Consider the following 21,412-nt stretch of genomic DNA (forward strand, 5'->3'; position numbering starts at 1 on the left):
ATCGCTCCTACACCTAGCTCAACTGTTATTTTCTGAAATTGCTTCGCACCCTTTTGACAAGAGCCACTGCTTCATAACGGCAAACGCCTGCTGTACATCCTGTTCATAGAAAACAGCCACCTCTTGTTGGTAAGCATAATTCAATCGTACATAGCCACCTAGTTGCCGGTAGAACAGGAAGCATGCATATGGGGTCTCAATGGACAAATCCGGTGGAAAATCTGCTTGGCACATCCCAGCCAAATCGGGTAGCGAAAGCTGATCCTGCCCTTGTGGCAAACGTAAAAAGAGATGGCTCCGAGTACCTGTCCACGGTTCATAATAGACAGCTTCTTCTTGACTGATTCCATACATCTGACGATATATTTCGTCCAGCACCAAGGCGTACATCCCTTCGTCTTCCTGCTCCCGTTTCTGCAGTGAAATCGCCTTAACGTGCTCCGCATGCCGAGGCAGCCAGAGAAGTAAAGCCGTCTGGGGATGCACGGCCAGAAAATCACCGTCTACCGTTGTACCTATAACGGTACACTCACCGATCTGTTGCTCAGTAATTGGGCTGTCTTCGTCATGCTCCCATAACCCGTACTCAGCAAAGGGTTTAAGCACCTCCGTATCCGGCAGCTGAACATTCAACCAACCTCTGTAAGTCCCTTCGCCAAATCGCCGCAAAAACCGGAGGTAGCCCGGTGGATAAACAGCGGCGTCTTCCTTTGCAAGTGCTTGGTTTTGGCCATCTGACAGCGGTTTTGGCCGCGATACAATGTACATGAATACTCCCCCTATTTGGACTATTAAGTCTGCCGCTGTTGGCAGTCGGACGTACTTCATGGAAAATTCTTTTCAAAATTCATATGTCCTATGAAGATTTTGTTTTATATTCAACAGATTGGTTCTATAAATGTATCTTATTTCCATTATAGTGAACACATGTCCTGAGTCTACCTACTTTTCACCTGAATTTTGGAAATAAAGTTTGCAATGCTAGAAATAAAGCCTTGCCCGTTCAGCACAATCTCCAGCTCCTTCCCTGTGTGCTTCGCCCCCTCTTTATAAATAAAAGAGGGTGTCCCTCCGTCATTTTATGACTTTTGGGATACCCTCTATCAATATATTCCATATTATTACAATAACATCCGACTTTCCACAACAAAATTTTTCGCCTTATTTAGAATATGGATCACCATACCATCTGTTGGGCGGCATCAAAAGGCATCCGAAATTGTGTGCCCCTATCCAGAAGGAAAGTGCTGTAAGATGAAGGAAAAGAAAAGAACTCAAACATGGGCTTCCCCTGATTTTGATGATTCGGCTAATGACAATTTCCCATCTTCCATTCGGTATACCTTGTCGCAATATTCGAGCATACGCTCATCATGGGTAACCATAATCGCCGCTTTCTGGCGCGACTTCACCTCATGCGCAATTAGACTGACCACTTCATGGGCGCGTTTGGTATCCAAACTTGCTGTCGGCTCATCAGCCAAGATGATGCTGGGATTATTCATTAAAGCACGAGCAATCGCTGTCCGTTGCTTCTCACCGCCTGATAGCTCTTCCGGAGGGCTTTTTAACTTCGAACCCAGACCCAGCTCTTCCAGCAACTTCGTGGCGAATTCCTTATCCTCCCTTTTAACCTTTCCCGACATCCTTTTTACTATTAGCAATTGATCAAGAACATTTAAATAGGGAACCAAATTCGATGATTGCATAATAAATCCGATTTCTCGTAACCTAATATTAGATAGTTCTTTCGCAGTAAGCGTAGAGATATTATAGCCATTCAGCTTAATCTCTCCTACGGAGGACCTAAGCAGCGCTCCAGCAATGGATAAGAACGTACTTTTACCAGACCCGGACGGTCCAACTACAGCAACAAACTCACCCGGCTCCACTGATATTGACACATGATTGAGTGCCGCGATCCGATTGCCTCCTTCAGCATAATATTTTGTGACTTCACTCATTTGCAATCCCTTAGTCATTATTCAACCCTCCCGAGCGCTTTGAGCGGATCAATCTTTGTGATCTTGCGAACAGATACGATCGAACTTAACATAGCGATAATTAGCAAGATAACAGAATACGTGACGACAAGACTAGTTTCCAGCTTGAATGGCATACCCTTCGGCATAATGGTAGCTGTTCCATAAGTCAGTAAGATTCCAACTACAATACTAGTCAGCGAAAGCACGAACACTTGTGATACAATAGCTTTGCCCAAAAATCTGTTACTAGCACCAATAGCTTTCATAATGCCGAATTGGTTGGTCTTCTGCATCGTAATTACATAAAAGAACACCCCAAGCACGAATGCGGAAATAGCGAGTAAAAATGCAAGCATCATTAAAATAGTACCGTGCTCTTCTTTGTACCCTGGCATTCCTTGAACGGCTGCCGCTCGGGTAACCGTATCCGTATTCGATAGCTTACTATTAATTAAATCTGGATCGATATCCTTGCCTTGTAACATAATCGCATTAACGGGCTCTGCAACTCCTTTATCCGAACCCGGAGCCGCGAAGGTAATCTTCCGCCATTCAGCCATTGGAGTAAATACTGATGCAACGTGGTTATAGGTCTGGTTCTCGACATATCCGATAATTGTCAATGATTCCGTCGTTCCATCTAACTGAAAAGTGTCACCAATATTATAGCCCTCGTCCTTCATGGTTGAATTCACCACGACACCTGTAGGATTCCCGGAAGATAGGCTTTCCCCTTCTACGATAGCCGGTTCCAAGAAGCTTCCTGGAATAATTCCTATAATCGCTATGTCCATCTTATCTTCATTCTTGGTGCTTTGCTCCTTAAGCGCCGTTGCCATCGTTGTTCCCATGGGTGCGGCAGCACTCACATTTGGTAGCAGCTCCACTTCCTTAATCAATTGATCAGACAGTAACGACTTGCTCATTGAAGACTGCGACCCTTCTTCAAATACGACATAATCAGCCTTCATTGTCTTAAATGTTGACGCAGCTAGCGTAGATAGTCCATTCCCCAAACCTGATAAGATGAATACCAACCAGGCTATCAGTACAAAAATAATGACGATCATTAAAAATCTCATTTTACTATGCATCAATTCCTTCATAGCTAAAAACATTTTCTTTTCAACTCCTTATCTCTTTTTTGACACTTGTGTCAATTTTATAACACAATCGCGCTTGTCTTATTAATTAAACATTATAAATGACACTTGTGTCAAATTTATTCCGAGACTAAGGCTAGCTCTTAGCTCCCCCGATCCACATTTGAAACAACAGCTTTCCCCAATCAGGAATAGGGATATTCAGCATATTAGGCGTATTAATTAAGTTAAAAAAAACACCAATAAGTACAGGCAATGGGATATCTTGCCGTAGACCTTTACCCTTTTGTGCGCGTTCAAACAAGCGTGATAATTGAATTTTAAGGGTCATATGTGCTTCCTCAATAAATTCAAGATCTCGCGCTGCTGCAGAAGAATTAGCAGTATTAATTTTACTAGAATCCCCCAGAAGTTGATGGAGCGTAGATTCTTCTACATAAATGAGAAGTAACTGCTCGAGAGCGTCCATAGGATCAGTCTCATCAATTGCTGAACAATTTTCTAATACCTTTGCTATTACGCGCTTCATACAAGCAGCAACTATCTCTTCTTTATTAGAGTAATATTGATAAATAGTGCTCCGGGCTCCGGACAGATGCTGTGAGAGCAGCTTGAGATGAAAACCGTCGTAGCCATGCTCAAGCACTAATTTTTTTGTCGTATCCAGCAGCTCTGTCTCAGTAAAAGATTGTTTTCTTCCCACTGAATCTCTTCCTTTTCATCAATTAAGATCTGTGTTAAAAGTTATCTTTGCGTAATAAATTAATATCGTAAATTTAAAAGAGTCCTACCTCTGATTATATTTATTATCAGTGTAGCATATGTTTATAGGCATTGCCCAAAACAAGACCAGCGATCTCAACAAATAGAGGTGATTCGATCGTATCGTTAGCTCACTTTTCAATTTTATCATTGTTAGCGTCTGCCCATTTAAATGTAATTCAAAAAAATACTTGGAGATAACAAAAACCCCTTTTTGGGAGAAGGGGTAAGTTATCGTCTTTAAAACCACTGGGTTTAATATCAAGTCAGTACTCAGAGAACTTCATCCATAATCTCAGAACACTTCAGGATTACTCCCTATTTGCTATTTGCTCCTGGGCGAGGCGGATCATTTCCCTAACCATGGAACCGCCAATTTTGCCGCCAACTTGGCCTACTGATTCCGTAGTCAGTTGACCATTGTTTCCTGGGTGCAGTGGTACACCAAGCTCCTTTGCCACTTCGTATTTCACGTCATCCGGTTGATTCGGATTCACGGCATATCCTTCGCGTTTCATTACATCTGCTTTGAAAGCTTGCATTCCCTGTTCGACCCCTGGCACCGCATATTTTCTCCTTCTTCTTGCCATCATGCAGCACTCCCCTCGATGTTTTTACCTAACATGCCCGGAAGCATCCAATTTCATCCCTATTCCCATCGGTACGAAGTTAATCCATGACAAGGATGCTGGTTAGACTCCTCAAATAAATTGTTTTTAGTACTTTTGTTCCAGCATCTGACGACGCTTGCCGCTTGCTTGATACAGGCTTCCCCATTGTGCGGCGATAACGATGAAGTCCACTGTTGCCGGGTGGCAGATTCGGCCACCGCAAATATAGCGTATTTTGTGAAGTGATTAACATCTCTGGTAATGTTGTTGCCGCTCTCTGTGCCGCCGACTTTCACCCATTCCATCTTCAATTGGTCATTTCCCATTTCCTTTCAAGCTATTTAGGTCAATGTCGAAAGGAGCCATTTTGGCATGTTTCACTTATTATGACGTTACCGTCTCTAGGTACACTATTATTATTGGCCCTCGTTTTCTCAACTAACCAGTACATTGGCAATTCAAATCAATTTTATTTAAGCTTCTGTAAGAGGCTCTGTCCAAACTGCGGCATTTTCACATCAAAGTTATCTGCAACCGTTGCCCCAATATCCGAAAATGTCTTACTTACAGGTAACTCTTTTTGCGCAGTGAAACTCTTGCTGTAGATGAGTAAAGGAACATATTCACGGGTATGATCTGTACCCGCATGAATGGGATCATTGCCATGGTCTGCTGTAATCATGAGAAGATCATCTTCGCTCAGCTCGGCAAGAACTTCATTTAATCGAGCATCAAATTGTTCTAGCGCTTTCCCATACCCGATCGGGTCTCTACGATGTCCATATAGGGATAGTACCAGCGTAGCTGACACCATCCGCAAACGTTTGGATAAAAATGTTAAATTTGAGGAATCCCAAGTTAAGTCATGAATCACGAACCGTGATTGTTTGATCCAAGGGGGGTCCGAAATCTTCGTTTGAAATGCAATAGCAAGAAAACGGCACGCATGAGTAAGTCAATAGCAACCGAAAGCCATACGCCAGCGATTCCCATCCCTAGATAAATGCATAACACGTAAACCCCTACAACGCGTATTAACCACTGCAGCAGTATCCCCCAAAGGATAAAGTCGTTTTAACTGAAGTAGGCGAAATTACCGAGAGTCTGAATTTCTGGGGGAACATTTACGAAGTGCCTCAACTCGGGACGGCCGACGTGGAATGGGCCAGCGGTGATAAAATTGCTGATGCCACGTTCCTTTTCCCTGGCTACTCCGGATCCCTATACGAAGATCGAGGAGCATAAGGGCTACTCTATTTTGCAGTATGGAATGGAGGATGGCTATAGGGTAGACTTTGGTACGAAGCGCTCTATTGAGCTTCCCACGGTAGATGCAGCCAAGCAGCTGATCGATAATACTAATTAAACCAATAGAAGGTACTCCAATGCTGATAGATTAGTGTAAGCAAGGAATGGATAATAAACGAAACATTTTGATACTGGTAAGAGGCCCTCTTCGAATTGAAGAGGGCCTCTTCTTTTTGAAAAGACAACGAAACGATTGCCGGACTTATCCAGAAAAAATAGCGATGGAATCCTGGAATATACAGAATCGGAGGTGCTTATAAGGAAGGATACGATATGATTCATCAAAAAATTTAAAATTCTCGCATCTCTGTTAGGAGTCTTTAAAGATTTTGACAAAAGAATATTGTAACAAAATCATAATGAGGAGGAATACAAATGCAGCAACAATGGATGGAAATGGTGAATCACGTAGTCGAATGGAGAAAGGGGATTCCTTGGTCCAAGGGTTTCCAGGGTGCGAAAGAAACGGTTGAATTCGCCTGCAGCGGCCTGGAATTCATCCTCTTTGCAAAAGCTGTTAAAGACGAAAACAATGATCCGAAGCCGCCGCAGCTGCCTCTGTGTCCACCCGATTTAATCATGCAATCAAGAAGAAGTTTAAAGCGAAACACAAAGTATCGCAGACGCAACCGAAAATTACGCAAGTAAAGATTTAATTCAGCTATAATAATATGGCGCTTCGTCCTAGTAAAATAAAATCCCGCCAGTACTGGCGGGATTTTATTTATACATCGATCTGAAGGAGGCATGCCCCCAACTGTAGGACATTATTCAAGTTTAAATTTGCTTTTCATTTCGACAATGAAAGACTCTAATGCTCCAGGGAGGGTGCTATTTTCCGGTAGCATAGATGGCGCTCGTGATAACATTGAAGAGATGATCGGTCCGTGGCGCGAATGAAGGTTGGCCGACAAGCCAGCCGAGCGCCGATATCAGGGCAAACAAGTCGTCCCCATTCATATCGGCGCGAGCCGTTCCCTCGGTCTGAGCTCGGAGCAATAGTCGCTCGCCCGCTGAGTGCACCGCTGCGCATGTAGCGTAAAGCGCGGAGTCCGGGTCCGCGTGGGCGCTCGCCATCAAGGCGACAACGCCGCTATAGCTTTGGACGAAAGCCACCTGTTCGCGAGCCCAGGACACGAGCGCTTCGTCAGGTGGTTTCGACATTTCGAGTTCGCCTGCCTTCTGCGTCAGTGCCTCCAAATTCGTACGCAGCAACGCTTCGAACAAGGCTTCCCGCGTCGGGAAATGACGAAGCAATGTGGCCAACCCGACGTCGGCCCGGCGGGCGATATCTCGCATGGACGCATCGACACCATGCTCGGCGACGACGTCACGGGCGACTGCAAGTAGATGACTGTAATTTTTTCTGGCGTCGGCTCGCATCATGTTTTCACCTCACTCAAATAGCGAAAGCTTACTGTCACGATCAGGCGTTGGATTTTCCCTGCGTTCCCGATACGCGACTTTTCTCGGCATACGCGTAGTTATAACTTGATCTGTAAAAACCACAAAAAGATTTGTTTTTGGGACATTCATCGAAAGCTAATATGTCTTTCAGTATCAGAGAGAATGGATCTTAACTGTTCTTCTAATCGGTATTGATCATCGAACGCTCATTTCTTCCCAGCCAAGCGAAATGAGAACAGGCTGAATCCCTAAGGAGCCAGCCATGATCCAATATCAACTCTAATGTGCTGCATTATCATTATATCAAATTCAATCTTCCTCGTCAGTATCTCCATCATTTCGCATTTGTTCACGCAAACTGTGGCTGCCCTTTGTCCACGAGGCAAGATTGCATCGGAATTTGCGATCACGATTCATCAGTCGAGCTTGAACAAATCCTTAAAGATCAGTTGACCCCAGCTATTTCCGCGCGCCTGCACAAGCAGTCCGCCTTCCGAAAGCCCGCCAAGTTTGATCGGCGCGAAACCGAGATTTTCCGCAAGCGCACCAATCTCCGCTGCTGCGCCGTCATCGTCGCTCGCCAGGAACACGACTCTCCTGCCACCATTAACAGCCGGATCTTGGTCAAGGACGGCAGCTCCCAAATGGTTGAAGCCCTTGACCAATCGTCCACCAGTGAAGGCCTGCGCGATGAACTTGGAAGAAGGCTGTCCTCCCAGTTCCTCAGGGGGCACACCATAGGCATTGGTTACATCGACGATGGTCTTCCCCTGCCAGGTGGGGAGCGCCTTCGCCACATCGGGGTGCGACTCGAAACGGACAGCTAGAAAGATGATGTCCGCCTTGACGGCGTCTGCCAATTTTTTGGGAATGATCTCTGGTCCGATCGCGGCCGCAGCGGATGCAAAGCTTTCCGGGTCGCGAGTGGTTGCAACGGATACTTCAATGCCGCTTCGGGCAAACGCCTTAGCAAGAGCCTGGCCGATCTTACCGAATCCAATAATTGCGTAACTCATATATTCTTCTCCTTTGGTTTACACGCCCTACGGGCTCCGCATATCGAATGGAGTGTCCGGTCGGGCGTAGCGTGTCAGATTTGCGCTAGACCGCCGTCGACGGCGACCTCGCTGGCGGTCATGAAGCTGCTGTCCGATGATGCGAGAAAGGCGGCCACCGCCCCAATCTCCGCCGGATCAGCCATGCGCTGGAGCGGAGTCATCGAGGCGAAGACTTTTTGGCCCTCCTCGCCTAGCGATTCCTTCGCGAGCTCGGTTGCTGTCGCTCCGGGCGATAGTACGTTTACCCGAATGCCGGTGCCCTTCAGGTCCTCCGCCCAGGTCCGCGCAAGGTTGCGCACTGCCGCCTTACTCGCACTGTAGGCGCTCATTGCCGGGGCGCCCGTGGTTCCAGCGCTCGATCCCGTTAGGATGATCGAACCTCCCTGGCCCATCAGCGGTAGCGCCTTCTGGACAGTGAAGATAGAACCCTTCACATTGGTGTCGAAGACTTCGTCAATGTGCTTAGCGGTGATCTCGCCGAGCGGAAGCTGGCTTCCCGCCCCGGCATTAGCGAAGACAATGTCGAGAGTTCCGCGCTCGGACTTCACCGCCGCGTAGAGTCGGTCGAGGTCGGCCAGATCGGAGACCGAACCCTTCACCGCGCGGGCATTGGGCCCAAGTTCTGCCACAGCGGAGTCGAGCGCTTCCTGCCTACGGCCGAAGATGAAGACGAAGGCGCCCTCCTCGATAAATCGTTTTGCTGCGGCGAGGCCGATGCCGGTAGCGCCCCCCGTGATGACTGCAACCTTACCTTCAAGCTTTCTCATGAATTTACACCCTTTCGTTGTGTTGGACAGCATCTCTGGCCCATTTGCACAGATTGCTGTACCTTATGGATTTTACTGATCCAGTCACCGTTTACTTTATTCGGATCAGTGATCCAATTATAATGGATCACTGATCCGTTTGTCAAGGCAACGATTCATGAAGCCCGTTTTCCAACTCATAAGTACGAAGTTCCCAAAGCGGTTATCGCATACATTGCAAAACAAATCTTTTCTGAGCCGGAATTTGCTCAGTACGATTGGACCAGTCTTTCGATCACATACCACCGAACGCAGATCCGGGAATTCTTTGGGTTCCGAGAGGATACAATAGAGGACTCTCAGGAAATGACAGAATGGCTATGCCAACATGTTCTGCACCACGATCATGAATTTGAGTATTTAAAGGAACGCGTTTACCGTCGTTTTCATGAATTAAAAATCGTGCCTCCTTCACCGGACCGCATTGAGCGTTTGATCCGTTCAGCCATTCACACATTTGAAGAATCCTTCTTCCAAGCGACATATCAAAAGCTGCCTTCCGCATCATTAACTCTGCTTGACTCCCTGATTGATAGCATTTCGTATTTAGAGATTGACGAAGAAGAAGCCGCCAGTGACAGCAGCATCCAAATATCATTTAATGAGCTAAAGGCAGATCCTGGTCGTGCTGGGGTGGATAGCGTTTTGAAGGAAGTTAACAAATTGTGCACAATACGCAATTTGGAGCTTCCAGATGATTTATTTCGAGACGGCAAGGGTGGAGAAATTGCCACAAATCGCATGGAAGATCAAGAGATGGCCGTTTTATCTCTTCATCTACTGCAAAATTGCTTAGTCTACATTAATACGATCATGTTCCAGAACGTTTTATCGGAGAAGAAATGGTATGATTTAATGACTCCGGAAGATTTACGTGCGGTGACACCCTTGATCTATACACACGTTAATCCATATGGAACATTCCGATTGGACATGAAGGAAAGACTTCCATTGGAAGGTGAACTGGCATGATTGAAAAACGCGTATCCGCAAAAAAGAAAGCCCGGGAACTGGCGAAGTATCTTCGCGCAGAACGACCGGACTATGCTTACTTAAAAAGTTTGTTTCAACATTTAAGAAGCGAGCTTGAAATTGAGGATCCAAATTCATCAAAGAAGCTGCCTTACGTGCCCACAGAAGAAGAATTAAAAAAATACTATGAAGTGGTTTGGAAGGCTAAGAATTTTCAAGACATGATGATCGTGAAAACCCTCATGTATACAGGTGTCAGGGTCAGTGAGTTAATCAGCATCAAGCTTTTGGACATCGATTTTATTTACTGCCAGATCCGGATCAACAAAGGAAAGGGTAGCAAAGACCGCATTGTGCCATTTCCTCAGACTTTCAAAGAGCTGCTGGCCATGCACGCAGATACGATGAAAAAGAAGCAAGCGGCCTATTTATTTGAGTCCTCATGGAAGAAAAAGTACACAGACAGGGGAATCCTCAAGATTTTGGCTAAATATTCAGAGGAGGCCAATTTATCTCAAAACCTTTCTCCTCATAGACTACGTCACTTTCTATTAACCTGGCTAAAAAAGCAGGGCATCGATGACGCACTCATTCAGCCTTATTCCGGACATGAAAGCAGAAAATCTTTGGAAGTATACTCAAAGCTGGCAATTACCGATGCTCAAAATTCGTTAATTAATTCGACTGGGAATCCTTCAGGGAACACTTTGAAAGGAACATCGATTTTAATACCCATAATCTCCCAGTGCCCAGTCATCGTATCCTTCCCGTTCGAAGCCTCCTGCATTTTGGTGAAATAAGCTAAAGGCTGCTCTACTTTGGGTACTCCGGGTATTTGGTCAATATGGCTTAACCCTAACTTAGATAAAACAGGAACATGCAGCCCATTCATTTTTTCTGCAATATGCCGTAATGTATGTGATCCTGTATCCCCAAACTTTTCAGCATCGGGAGCTTCACCGATGCCTACAGAATCCATAACGATGACGAAAACCCGCTTAAACCGAGGTGTTTGTTTCATGTTAATGCTCCTTCTATTTTAGCTGTACTCAACTAAAATATGATTCCTATAACGATGGCTGATAAAACGCTTACAAGTGTCGCGCCATATAACAACTTTAATCCAAATCGAGCAACCACATTCCCTTGTTTTTCATTCAAGCCTTTTACGGCACCCACGATTGTACCAATGGACCCAAAGTTAGCAAATGAGATTAGAAACACAGAGACGATGGCTGTCGTACGATCACTAAAGCTGTCTTGAATTTTTACAAAATCAAGCATAGCCACAAATTCATTCGCCACTAATTTGGTCGCCATGATGCTGCCGGCACTAACAGCCTCAGACCATGGCACACCCATAACAAATGCGATTGGTGCAAAGACATAACCTAATGCTTCTTGGAACGAGATACCGAATATTCCAGCGAAAACGCCGTTAATTAAAGCAATTAACCCAACGAAACCAACCAACATAACCCCAACCACGACGGCTACCTTAAAGCCATCCATGATATACTCGCCCAGCATTTCGAAAAACGTTTGTTTTTCTTGTTCCTGAACTTCAACAATATCCTCTTCAGGTTTAACCTCATATGGGTTGATGATGGATGCAATAATAAAGCCGCCAAATAGGTTTAGTATTAATGCAGCTACAACATATCTAGGCTCCAGCATCGTCATATAGGAACCAACGATTGACATGGATACCGTCGACATTGCTGATGCACATAATGTGTACAGACGCTGCTTAGACAATAATCCGAGTTGATTTTTCACCGAAATAAACACTTCATTTTGCCCGACAATGGCAGCCGCAACCGCATTATAGGATTCCAATTTCCCCATACCATTTATTTTACTTAGGACCAAGCCAATATACTTTATAATAAACGGCAGTATTTTATAATGTTGCAGAATCCCGATAATTGCTGACATAAATACGATAGGCATCAATACAAAGAGGAAAAACGTGTGTGCCCCTTCGTTTGCCATTCCACCAAAAATAAAGTTAATCCCTTCATTTGCATATCCCAGTAATTTATCAAAACTATTGGCAAAGCCCTTTATTAATAATTCCCCTATACTTGTTTTTAGTAGAAGTATTCCTAAAACAATCTGAACCACAATCATGACAATAATTGGTCGATATTTAATCTTTTTCTTATCATTACTTGCAAGCCATGCCAGTATTAGAACAAGAATTAGACCAGCAACAGAGATGAGATAATGCATCTTTACCCCTCCAAATTTTTGTTTATTGTTTTACTTTACTCCGCTGTTTTTCCCTCCACATGAACCCCTGTTCCAAAATAATCGCTAACAGGCTTCCACATATTAACCCATTATTTAAAATGGCGATCACGATCGGAGACAAATGGATTGTGGCTGATGAAGGGATAAACATTAAACCCACACCCACTAGCAGGGAAACTCCACTAACAATAAAAGGTCGCTCTTCATGAATGACCTTTCGCAATTCCCTCAACGATATTCCAACCATCTTCACAAAAATAACGAATGTAACAGCATAGCCAATTGGAGCTGGAATGCCGGATATGACATTCATAATTGGCGGAAACAAGGATAAAACGATCACTAAGCTGCACCCTATTAAAAACGATCTGCGCTCTTTCACACCTGTCTGCTGAACATATCCCGCCGCTCCCGAAATAGGTACCGAGCCAATCGCTCCTAAAGAGCCGCTAATAAAATGTGTAACCCCGGAAATAATTCCAGCACGCCAATAACGGCGATGATCCGTGGATTGTTTTTGCTCTATCACGGTTTCCATCAACCGGATGGATGCAATCGCGTTGGTTATTAACAACAGTGTTAATAACAATGCTGTAGTGATGGTCCCACCGTCAAAACGCGGCCATCCAAATGGCAACATTTCGGGTAGATTAACTAGGTTTTTTGCTTGTGAAAAAACCGGTATATTACCAAAAACTATAAATAATAGCCAACCTAACAATATACTAATGATCACCGAAAATTGTCGAAGTAACGCGATGCGGCAGCTCCCTAACCAAAAGGTAATGCAAACCACAATCCCACTAAGCAAAAACACTTTAACATCTAACGTCGTATGGCTAGATGTAATTCCCATCATCCCTTTCATAAAAGAACCGCTTAATTGAAAGATCAATAACAGTAAATATATAAATGTGATGGTTGGTGTAAATAATCGGGCTATTTTATCCATTAGCTTAAAGGCTGAAATTAGGATAAATAAGACACCGCTAATGATCATTCCTCCACTTAAAGCTTGCAGAGCATCAATGTTAGAAGAATATAATACCCCCACTAAGCTCGCGTAAATGGTAAAAATGCTCCACCATAACCCTGCCGGACCTTCATGAATAGGAAGTTTATGACCAATCAGGCCTTGTAAAAAGCCTGCTATCCCCAAAGTAATAATGGTACTCTGGATGAGTCCAGCAGTCTCAATGGGTGTTAAGTTATATAAATCTGCGATAGCAATTGGTGCAGCAATTGCGCCTGCGATCATAAAAATCATCCACTGCAATCCGGACAGAATTACTCTCATTTCTTTCTCACTCTCTTTTCCTAACCCTTAAACCTATAAACTAGTTTCATCAATGATTGTATTAAGAGCTACTTCTACCATTTCATAAAAGGACTGTTCACTTTCTTGATGAGTTAAGTGCTCCTGCGTTAATAATTGACTGCCCACGGTCAAAATGGACAGTGCTTTTACACCATATTTAGCAGCCAACGTATAGAGCGATGTACTTTCCATTTCTACTGCTAATACGCCAAAGTCCATAAATTTGTGAAGTCGATCCAACGTTTCACGATAAAATTCATCAGAATTATAAATGTTGCCAACAAAGACTTTCGCTTGCTTACCTTGTGTTTGTTGATATGCTTTCATTAACAATGAGAAATCCGCCGTAGGCGCATAGTTGCAGCCATGGAAAATCTTCTCCGTCAGATTGCTGTCTGAAGACACGGCTTGGGCTAATACAATATCACGGATATTTACTTCTTTTTGCATCGCGCCACATGTGCCAATGCGAATCAATTTCTTCACTTCGTAATCGATGATCAGTTCCGTTGCATATATGCTCATCGATGGGTTCCCCATCCCTGTCCCTTGAACCGACACCGGCACACCGTTGTATAACCCAGTGTATCCATACATACCTCTTACTTCGTTATAGCAACAGACTTCCTCTAAAAAATTCTCTGCTACAAATTTTGCACGCAAAGGATCTCCTGGAAGCAAAACACGTTCTGCTATTTCTCCTTTTTTTGCACCTAAATGCCTGCTCATATGGTTTCCTCCAATAATCTGAATACTGCACTCAGATTTTCCGAAATCGCTTCCATTTACCGACGGGAAAATAGATGCTTTAGTATTTTCCAAACGAATTTCCTTAAGGAAGGTCAGCCTTAATCGTTTAGAACCTGCTTTGAGCATAAGGTTTTTTATCATCGCAAACTAGACCAAAATCTTACGTAGGGTACGGAAAATAATTGGTCAAATTATAAAAGTAATTCTTTACGAATATTGTCCAGGTCTCTTTTAGATGGAATCGTAGAAATAGTAACAACAGGTACTGTCTTTAATGAAACCGGGAAGTTACTAATGACGAAATCAATTTGATGCTGCTGCACCATTTCGTCGGTTAGTCCTTTCATAATGGAAGTATTAACGATCAACTGATCCCCAATTTCCTTTTTAATCAAATCCGCTATGTAATGGCGAATCGAAAATTCTTCACCGATCACTAAGAAGGCCTTTTTTCTTTTATAACGCAAGCTTGAACGAACAATTAAGGTGAGTTTTGTTAAATGGAAATCATTATACAGGACAGAAGGATAAGCTTCATTCCACGTTTTCATGCAGTCTTGCAATTGTTGATATATCTGCTGGCACTCTTTTTGAACATATGTCGATAAATTGCTTTTTGAAATCATCATCCATTCAGGAATGGCATTATCCATTAAAAGCTTGTCAATGAAGTCATATACCTCCAATGTAAATCGTTCTTCCATATCCATATTCGGATATACCTTTGCCAGTAATGTAAAAAGCAGATTACCCATTTGATACTCTTCTTTATCCTTGTATAATTCGAATTCTTTCATCGGTGTCATTTCCGATCCTTCGTAATAATGGTATTGGCTGAGTCTCACTCGTGATTGCATAAAGAATATTTCACTTTCAGGAAACTCTATAGAAAGCTGTTCTTCTAGACTCTTCGCAAGAGCTTTCACCGGCAAATAAAACATCCCTTTTTCCCAGGGATATCTGACCTCGTCGACTTTTACACATTTCCCTCTCGTCACTCTATCTACTACAATCGCCAGAAAAAAGGATAATTTCCTTTTGGAATTGATAAAATAAACTATATTTTTCTCATTCTCTATATTTGTGATTAACTCATTAATATAAGCAAAGTCAATATTCTCAAAGGGCCATCCAGTAAAGTCATAGGCATCACAATACAACTTCCAATAAAAATACCGTATATTCATTTCATTCCCTTTGATCTTAGGGCTGGAATAAGTAATGTGCAGCTTATACGGTTTCAGATCATTATTATTTAAATATACAATCAACTTCTTCAAAGACGAGGTGCTCATAAACATTTCACCAGCAAGCTCCTCCACTGAGAATCGTCCGTCAGTGGTAAACAATAGATTCATCAGCCGATAAAAGGTGGTTTGTCTGAGCATAAAAGAAACCACCTCACTAATCGTCTTCCCTCGTCCATCACGTCGAAGAAATACTCCCTTTCCTCTAGTCACCTCAATGGTGATATTAGGTGGCAGCTGCTTGCTTATCTCTTCAACCATCTTACGTATGGTTTTATCTGAGATTCCTAAACTTTTCTCAACTTCGGCTAAGGTAAACCACCTTTGTTCCGTATCAAGTAGTGTTAATAATTGGCTAGCTAATTTATATTCCTTATCCATTTTCCCACCCTATTTCAATTTAGTTTGAATGTTATAGGATAAACAAAGACAATTCCTCTTGCCCTTTTTGACGTTCTTTTCCCGTAATTCCAACAAGCCCCTCTAACGAAAAATCGATTCTCCCAGAAGGAAGAATCGGCTTTTTGATCTGTTTGAATAATATCTATGTTAAGTCTCACCCTAACCCAATTGCGCTATTCAGTATCAAATAAGGATTTTGTTCAAAATAATTCGGCTTACTTATGATAAGGCTCAGCTTAACGGGGCTATCGGCGAAAAAAGCGAAAGGAGCTGTCGTGTTCAGCTCCTTCTTACGACATTTCATATAGATTGCTGTCTGTCTATCGTCCATATAAAGACAAGATACTGGCCGCTTTTTCAATTAAATGTTCTCTAATATGCAAAGGGCTCAAACATTCACAGTGATTGGTAAACCTGAATAAGGAGTCATAACCTTGCTCATTATTTTCCAATGAAATTGTTGCAGTATACCAGCCATCTGTATAAGAAACAATACAATCTTCACCATAAAAATCTATAATCGTCTTTTTAATATTTTCATGAAATCTGATTTGAACGTTTATCCATGAAACTTCTTTGGAGAATGATGCATCCATCTCATCGATTTCAAACTTGCTCGGGACAAATGTTGTGTCTGATAGAGAAATATTAGATATTCGGTAAACTCGAAATGTTCGAAACTCCTGCTTTAGCCGACAAAAGCCTTGCAAGTACCAATGATTTCCCTTATGAATAAGTCGGTACGGCTCGACTTCCCGGTTGGACGACCTTCCCTGTGCGTTGCAATATTCAAAATGTAATATTTTCTGCTGATCCAAAGCTCTTTGCACACATTCTAGAAATTGCTCCAAACGAGCGTCTGCATACCACGGTGTCAGGTCAATGACGATTTGTTTTGTTTGCCTTTCAACCAACGATAATTGATTACTAGGTACCATACCTTTAACTTTGATAATGGCATTTTTGGATTGCTCGTCTTTTAATACAGATTGTACGCCTAACAAGCCAATAAGCATCGTGCGAATGTCCTTGTTTGTGAAAAGCTTTTTATCTACTTTATATTCTTCCAGAATACCAATGCCGCCCTGACGTCCAGGGTAGGTTACGATCGGAATACCCGCCTGATTGATAGCTTCAACATCCCGGTAAATCGTACGGGTAGTAACTTCCAAAATTGTGGCCAACTCTTTAGCATCTATTTTTCTGCGTTGCATGAGAAGCATAATAATGGAAATTAATCGGTCAATCTTCATCCTATCACCCCCTCTGCCTTTAAAACTATGACATAATGTTGTCAAGTTTTCCATGATACAATCAAATCGAATTCAATCATTGGAGGTTGGGCCGAATGAACGAGAACCAAATGTTGCAAATTGAGAACCGTACCATTACCCCTTGGATCACTACAAAAAGCACAGAAAAATTGATTGCCTTTTTGGCTTCCGCATTTTATGCTCAGGAACTTGGCCGGGTATACAATGCTGACGGAAGCATAGGACATGCAGAGGTACGCATCGGCGATTCAAAAATTCTAATGTTCGATTCTCCTGCCGATTGGCCGTCGTTTCCTTGCTTTATTCGTCTGTACGTGGGTGACAGCGATGAATTTTATGCTCAGGCCATAAAGGCCGGAGCTACATCTATGACGAAAGTGATAACCCAAGCATGGGGAGAACGAGGTGGAAGAGTGGTTGATCCATTCGGGAATATATGGTGGATAACATCGAAAATAGAGGACGTTAGTCCTGAAGAAATGATGGAGCGCTCAAAACAGCAAACGTATATCGATGCTATGGAATATGCCCAGAAGAGCTTTAATCCATTTTTGACGGATGTGAGAAATAGCTGAAGTCATTTAGCACGACGTCATCAAGAGTTTGCCGTCGTGCTGTTTTCAACTTATTTTGAATGAGCAGAAAGCTAAAGCCTGAACCACCAAAAAGAGGATTTTCGCAGACATTTTTCGCCGTTACTTATGGTAAGGTTCCCCCCGATTTATCTTCACTCCGCGATAAATCTGCTCAATCAGCACCAGACGCATGAGCTGGTGCGGCAAGGTCATGCGCCCAAAGCTCAGCTTCTGCTGGGCGCGCTTCATCACAGCGGGAGACAATCCCGTACTCCCGCCAATAACAAAAGCCACGTGGCTGCGCCCATACGTGGCTAATTTATCGAGCTGGCCCGCGAGATCCTCGCTTGACCAGAGCTCGCCATCCAGCGCGAGCGCGACAACATGCGCATCAGGCTTCAGCTGCGCTAGAAGCCTCTCGCCCTCTCGCTCGCGCACAATCGCTTCCTCCGCCGCACTCATCGTCTCCGGCGCCTTCTCATCGGGCACTTCCGTGAGCGTAAGCTTCACGTAAGGCCCTAACCGCTTGGCATATTCCGCTATGCCGAGCACTAAGTACTTTTCCTTCAGCTTACCAACAGCAGCTATCTGTATATGCATTTCTACACCACCAAAAAAGTAGCTGGTTCTTCACAAAAATCACATTTGCGCGGTGGATCCCAATCTGCAAATTGTGTTTCCTTCAGATCTACTACGTCTGGTGCATCCTCATACTCATCTACAAAACGGTCCAATGCTTTCTCAATATGCTCTTTACATACACAATACATCGTCTGCACGCTTCCTATCCCTAGTTGATGGTCGTCCTTATTGTCTATACACAGCATATCAGAAAACGCCTCTCCATGTGAAGACGACAATTTTCGTATTATCTCCGCACAATCCCTTTCCCAGTATGCTCCCCGCATCCACGCACAAAAAAAACCGCAGCACACAAATGGGCTACCATTTGCATACCGCGGCTTCTTCAAGCTAATCCTAACATTCCAGCTCAATAAGCTTGAACTAACCAATCTTTATCCAGCTTATGCACTCGAACTTATTCCTCATCTGTCTTCTCAGCCAGCTTAAACTTCGTAACCTTCAGCTTCCCATCACGGTAAAAGCTAATCTCAATCTCGTCACCAATCTTCTTCTGTTGGTACAAATATTTGCGAAGGTCCATCGTACTGCTGATCGGATGACGATCCAGCTTAACGATCACGTCATTGAACAGCAAACCTGCATCCTTAGCAGGGCCAACCGCTTCAAGCACGATTACACCATCGTAAACCTCGTCTGGCAGCGTAAGCTTCGGTCCGCCCTCAAGAATCTGATCATCGCCTGGGTCAGCCTCTTCTTCGTCATGAGGAACATCGCCCTCCGGCAAAATCCCGCCTTCACCAGGATTGCTGTACGCATCCGCAAAGTCCTGCTGCTCCCAATACTGCTCCAAATCCATCGTGTATACGCCAAGATATGGACGGGGCACATGGCCCAGCTTGATTAAGCTTTCAACAATCGGCATAGCCAGATTGATGGGGATAGCAAAGCCAATGCCCTCTACGCCAAGATCAGCTATTTTCATGCTGTTGATACCAACTACACGTCCATTCAAATCAATAAGCGGCCCGCCGCTGTTTCCTTGGTTTATGGATGCATCAATCTGAATAACCTCTTGTTCCCAGTCATACACGCCATCTTGATTAAGTGATACCGGTACAATTTGTCTTGTCTTGCTCACGCTGCCCGTTGTCACAGACTCTCCGAGTCCGAGCGGGTTGCCGATCGCAATAATATATTCAGCAGGGCGAAGCGCAGACGAATCGCCAATTTCTGCAACGACTTCGATTCCTTTTGCGTCAATTTCCAGCACAGCAAGATCCGTAATTTGATCTTTACCGACAATACGTGCCTCTCGCGCTTCTCCATTCATCAGTACAACCTTTACCGCCTGTGCCTGATCAATGACATGGTAGTTCGTAATAATAATCGCTTTGCCATCCTTCTTGCTAATGATGACACCTGAGCCCACACCCGCTTCGCGAAGCGTACCTTTGCCCGCTTCTTTTTCCGGCTGCGATTTGTCCTTTCCAATGCCAAGAGAGAACATTTGCTGATTAATGACGCTTACGACGGCCGGTCTTACTTTCGCTGAAGCCTGTATAGGACGCTCAAGCGGATCAATCACTTGTATACCACCCGTTACCGGTGCGCCGCCGCCGCTGGTCGTACCACTGCCTCCGCCGCCAAACACAGCACCGAACAACAACGTTGCAGCTACCGCGCTCGTAATAGAAGATACAAATGCAATACGAACGTTGGACCACTTGCGTCCACCGCTCTTATATCGAAATGCAAAGTCTCCTTTCTTACTCTCGCGAGCAGCACGCTTGGATACTTTGGTTGAATAAAAATCGTCGTCGAATAAGCTCATTACTATCGCCCCTCTCATTGCCTCGGACATCAAGACTATTTTTTTGAATCTAGGAATGTTTTCGGAAGAAATGACTAAAATAATAATAGAATCATGCGATGCTTATCAGAAGTTTTTTTTTGCGCTTCAAAAGTCGTTCCACTAAAGGAGAAATGCTTATATGAAAGCCAAAACGCCTGTCGCTTGGGAACATGTTCAGCTTGCTGCAAAGCTAGCAGATTTAAAGGATGATCACTACCGTACCGTTCTCACCTTAAGTGCGATGCTAGAATTGTTTATCGATAAGGGCATACTTACTAGAGAAGAGCTAAGTGCTAAAGCGGATGCGCTTGATGCACAGCTGGAATCCCTTATTTCTGCTTCACTACATCCCATGACGTAGGTCGGTCGTGATAGGTTGCGCGTAGAGGGTGTTCTTCTTTCTTATAAAATATTCCATGATCCTCTAATATAGTATTCACGGTCAGCATTGCCAAATCCATTAAATTATGGTCAAGGCTCAAATGAGCCAAATAAACGCGTTTTGTTCGATCTGTCATGAGCTCTAACAGCGCTTCGCCTGCAGCTACATTGGATAAATGGCCAACATCGCTCAATATCCGGCGCTTCGTATTCCACGGATATCGCCCCATACGAAGCATTTCCGTATCATGATTGGCCTCAAGCACAAGCACATCGGAATCAATAATTTGACGTTTGACCTTTTCACTTACATACCCTAGGTCAGTAGCTAGGCTTAGCTTCTCGCCATTCTCTACAAAGCAATAACCTACAGGTTCTGCTGCATCATGTGAGATTGGATACGATTGAATGGCCATTGAACCGAGGTTCACCTCTTCACCTGTCTCCATAAACACTCGCTTCTCTGGTGCAATCGTGCCAACATGCCTCTCCATTGCAGCCCACGTTGCCTCATTGGCATAAATGGGCAAATCATATTTCCTTGCAAAAGCACCCAATCCCTTAATATGATCGGAATGCTCATGTGTGACGAACAGCCCGTCCAATTGATGACCCATTACTCCGCGCTCGCGCATGAGTTCATCCAGCTTCTTCGCGCTCATACCAGCATCTACAATGACCATCTTGTCATTCCCCTGCACGATGGTTGCATTGCCGGTCGAGCCGCTTCCTAGTACTGTAAATCGAAGTCCCATAATAA

22 protein-coding genes and 5 pseudogenes are annotated in these 21,412 nt (G+C 44.0%); 7 read left to right on the forward strand and 20 right to left on the reverse strand.

The window, feature by feature from the left end:
- Positions 1-18: 18 nt before the first annotated feature.
- From AB4Z45_RS19200 to AB4Z45_RS19230, 7 genes and pseudogenes are all read right to left on the reverse strand, one after another.
- Positions 19-828, reverse strand: coding sequence for a hypothetical protein (locus tag AB4Z45_RS19200; protein WP_441910924.1), 810 nt, complete (start codon positions 826-828; stop codon positions 19-21).
- A 446-nt stretch (positions 829-1,274) separates the two neighbouring features.
- Complete coding sequence (locus AB4Z45_RS19205) at positions 1,275-1,982, reverse strand: ABC transporter ATP-binding protein (RefSeq protein WP_441910925.1); 708 nt, start codon at positions 1,980-1,982, stop codon at positions 1,275-1,277.
- Positions 1,982-3,103, reverse strand: a complete 1,122-nt coding sequence (locus tag AB4Z45_RS19210; RefSeq protein ID WP_441910926.1) for an ABC transporter permease — start codon at positions 3,101-3,103, stop codon at positions 1,982-1,984. Before AB4Z45_RS19210 ends, AB4Z45_RS19205 begins: the two co-directional genes overlap by 1 nt.
- Before the next feature lie 121 nt (positions 3,104-3,224).
- Positions 3,225-3,791 carry a TetR/AcrR family transcriptional regulator gene (locus tag AB4Z45_RS19215; RefSeq protein ID WP_441878152.1) on the reverse strand — a complete coding sequence of 189 codons (567 nt, stop codon included), beginning with the start codon at positions 3,789-3,791 and terminating at the stop codon, positions 3,225-3,227.
- A 370-nt stretch (positions 3,792-4,161) separates the two neighbouring features.
- The gene (locus AB4Z45_RS19220) at positions 4,162-4,443 is read right to left on the reverse strand and encodes an alpha/beta-type small acid-soluble spore protein (protein ID WP_441910927.1); all 282 of its coding nucleotides are present in this window, start codon (positions 4,441-4,443) and stop codon (positions 4,162-4,164) included.
- 56 nt (positions 4,444-4,499) lie between these two features.
- Positions 4,500-4,787 (reverse strand): hypothetical protein, encoded by a 288-nt coding sequence (locus tag AB4Z45_RS19225; protein WP_441910928.1) that lies wholly within the window; start codon positions 4,785-4,787, stop codon positions 4,500-4,502.
- Positions 4,788-4,930: 143 nt separating this feature from the next.
- Positions 4,931-5,251: pseudogene (locus AB4Z45_RS19230) on the reverse strand (phosphopentomutase); the annotation flags it as partial.
- Positions 5,252-5,647: 396 nt separating this feature from the next.
- Here AB4Z45_RS19230 and AB4Z45_RS19235 point away from each other — a divergent pair.
- Entirely contained in the window at positions 5,648-5,827 is a 180-nt protein-coding gene (locus AB4Z45_RS19235) for a hypothetical protein (RefSeq protein ID WP_441910929.1), read from the forward strand.
- A 317-nt stretch (positions 5,828-6,144) separates the two neighbouring features.
- Positions 6,145-6,417, forward strand: a complete 273-nt coding sequence (locus AB4Z45_RS19240) for a hypothetical protein (protein ID WP_441910931.1) — start codon at positions 6,145-6,147, stop codon at positions 6,415-6,417.
- 183 nt (positions 6,418-6,600) lie between these two features.
- Here AB4Z45_RS19240 and AB4Z45_RS19245 read toward each other — a convergent pair whose 3' ends face one another.
- The 3 genes from AB4Z45_RS19245 to AB4Z45_RS19255 form a co-directional block, all read right to left on the reverse strand.
- Positions 6,601-7,155 carry a TetR/AcrR family transcriptional regulator gene (locus AB4Z45_RS19245; RefSeq protein ID WP_441910932.1) on the reverse strand — a complete coding sequence of 185 codons (555 nt, stop codon included), beginning with the start codon at positions 7,153-7,155 and terminating at the stop codon, positions 6,601-6,603.
- A gap of 437 nt (positions 7,156-7,592) precedes the next feature.
- On the reverse strand, positions 7,593-8,192 hold the full coding sequence (locus AB4Z45_RS19250; protein WP_441910933.1) for an NADPH-dependent F420 reductase: 600 nt from the start codon (positions 8,190-8,192) through the stop codon (positions 7,593-7,595).
- A gap of 74 nt (positions 8,193-8,266) precedes the next feature.
- Positions 8,267-9,001 carry an SDR family NAD(P)-dependent oxidoreductase gene (locus tag AB4Z45_RS19255; protein ID WP_441910934.1) on the reverse strand — a complete coding sequence of 245 codons (735 nt, stop codon included), beginning with the start codon at positions 8,999-9,001 and terminating at the stop codon, positions 8,267-8,269.
- 153 nt (positions 9,002-9,154) lie between these two features.
- On the opposite strand from AB4Z45_RS19255, the pseudogene AB4Z45_RS19260 reads away from it, so the two are divergent.
- From AB4Z45_RS19260 to AB4Z45_RS19270, 3 pseudogenes are all read left to right on the forward strand, one after another.
- Positions 9,155-9,475: pseudogene (locus tag AB4Z45_RS19260) on the forward strand (DUF4158 domain-containing protein); the annotation flags it as partial.
- 273 nt (positions 9,476-9,748) lie between these two features.
- Positions 9,749-10,012 (forward strand): annotated as a pseudogene (locus AB4Z45_RS19265) (Tn3 family transposase); the annotation flags it as partial.
- Positions 10,009-10,647 (forward strand): annotated as a pseudogene (locus tag AB4Z45_RS19270) (tyrosine-type recombinase/integrase); the annotation flags it as partial. The pseudogenes AB4Z45_RS19265 and AB4Z45_RS19270, both read left to right, overlap by 4 nt.
- Positions 10,648-10,679: 32 nt before the next feature.
- Here the strand turns inward: AB4Z45_RS19270 and AB4Z45_RS19275 are convergent.
- The 6 genes and pseudogenes from AB4Z45_RS19275 to AB4Z45_RS19300 all read right to left on the reverse strand — a co-directional run.
- Positions 10,680-11,033 (reverse strand): annotated as a pseudogene (locus AB4Z45_RS19275) (phosphopentomutase); the annotation flags it as partial.
- Positions 11,034-11,065: 32 nt separating this feature from the next.
- The gene (locus AB4Z45_RS19280) at positions 11,066-12,247 is read right to left on the reverse strand and encodes a NupC/NupG family nucleoside CNT transporter (RefSeq protein ID WP_430056319.1); all 1,182 of its coding nucleotides are present in this window, start codon (positions 12,245-12,247) and stop codon (positions 11,066-11,068) included.
- A gap of 22 nt (positions 12,248-12,269) precedes the next feature.
- Complete coding sequence (locus AB4Z45_RS19285) at positions 12,270-13,565, reverse strand: purine/pyrimidine permease (RefSeq protein ID WP_441910936.1); 1,296 nt, start codon at positions 13,563-13,565, stop codon at positions 12,270-12,272.
- 33 nt (positions 13,566-13,598) lie between these two features.
- Complete coding sequence (gene deoD, locus AB4Z45_RS19290) at positions 13,599-14,315, reverse strand: purine-nucleoside phosphorylase (RefSeq protein ID WP_441911001.1); 717 nt, start codon at positions 14,313-14,315, stop codon at positions 13,599-13,601.
- A 212-nt stretch (positions 14,316-14,527) separates the two neighbouring features.
- Positions 14,528-15,964, reverse strand: coding sequence for a helix-turn-helix domain-containing protein (locus AB4Z45_RS19295; RefSeq protein ID WP_441910938.1), 1,437 nt, complete (start codon positions 15,962-15,964; stop codon positions 14,528-14,530).
- Between the two features lie 341 nt (positions 15,965-16,305).
- On the reverse strand, positions 16,306-17,238 hold the full coding sequence (locus AB4Z45_RS19300; RefSeq protein WP_441910940.1) for a helix-turn-helix transcriptional regulator: 933 nt from the start codon (positions 17,236-17,238) through the stop codon (positions 16,306-16,308).
- Between the two features lie 95 nt (positions 17,239-17,333).
- Between AB4Z45_RS19300 and AB4Z45_RS19305 the strand changes: the two genes are divergently transcribed.
- On the forward strand, positions 17,334-17,834 hold the full coding sequence (locus AB4Z45_RS19305; RefSeq protein ID WP_441910942.1) for a VOC family protein: 501 nt from the start codon (positions 17,334-17,336) through the stop codon (positions 17,832-17,834).
- A 120-nt stretch (positions 17,835-17,954) separates the two neighbouring features.
- Here the strand turns inward: AB4Z45_RS19305 and rlmH are convergent, their stop codons facing one another.
- From rlmH to AB4Z45_RS19320, 3 genes are all read right to left on the reverse strand, one after another.
- On the reverse strand, positions 17,955-18,434 hold the full coding sequence (gene rlmH / locus AB4Z45_RS19310) for a 23S rRNA (pseudouridine(1915)-N(3))-methyltransferase RlmH (protein ID WP_339205773.1): 480 nt from the start codon (positions 18,432-18,434) through the stop codon (positions 17,955-17,957).
- Between the two features lie 2 nt (positions 18,435-18,436).
- Positions 18,437-18,604, reverse strand: coding sequence for a CxxH/CxxC protein (locus AB4Z45_RS19315; RefSeq protein ID WP_063847536.1), 168 nt, complete (start codon positions 18,602-18,604; stop codon positions 18,437-18,439).
- Positions 18,605-18,873: 269 nt separating this feature from the next.
- On the reverse strand, positions 18,874-20,250 hold the full coding sequence (locus tag AB4Z45_RS19320; protein WP_441910944.1) for a S1C family serine protease: 1,377 nt from the start codon (positions 20,248-20,250) through the stop codon (positions 18,874-18,876).
- A gap of 160 nt (positions 20,251-20,410) precedes the next feature.
- Between AB4Z45_RS19320 and AB4Z45_RS19325 the strand changes: the two genes are divergently transcribed.
- A complete protein-coding gene (locus AB4Z45_RS19325) occupies positions 20,411-20,632 on the forward strand; it encodes a hypothetical protein (RefSeq protein ID WP_054025729.1) in 222 nt (73 codons plus the stop codon).
- Here the strand turns inward: AB4Z45_RS19325 and AB4Z45_RS19330 are convergent.
- Positions 20,601-21,407, reverse strand: a complete 807-nt coding sequence (locus tag AB4Z45_RS19330) for an MBL fold metallo-hydrolase (RefSeq protein WP_076266550.1) — start codon at positions 21,405-21,407, stop codon at positions 20,601-20,603. The two genes, AB4Z45_RS19325 and AB4Z45_RS19330, sit on opposite strands and share 32 nt — an antisense overlap.
- Between the last annotated feature and the right edge of the window lie 5 nt (positions 21,408-21,412).

Source organism: Paenibacillus sp. MCAF9, assembly GCF_052114265.1.
Taxonomy (GTDB): Bacteria; Bacillota; Bacilli; order Paenibacillales; family Paenibacillaceae; genus Pristimantibacillus.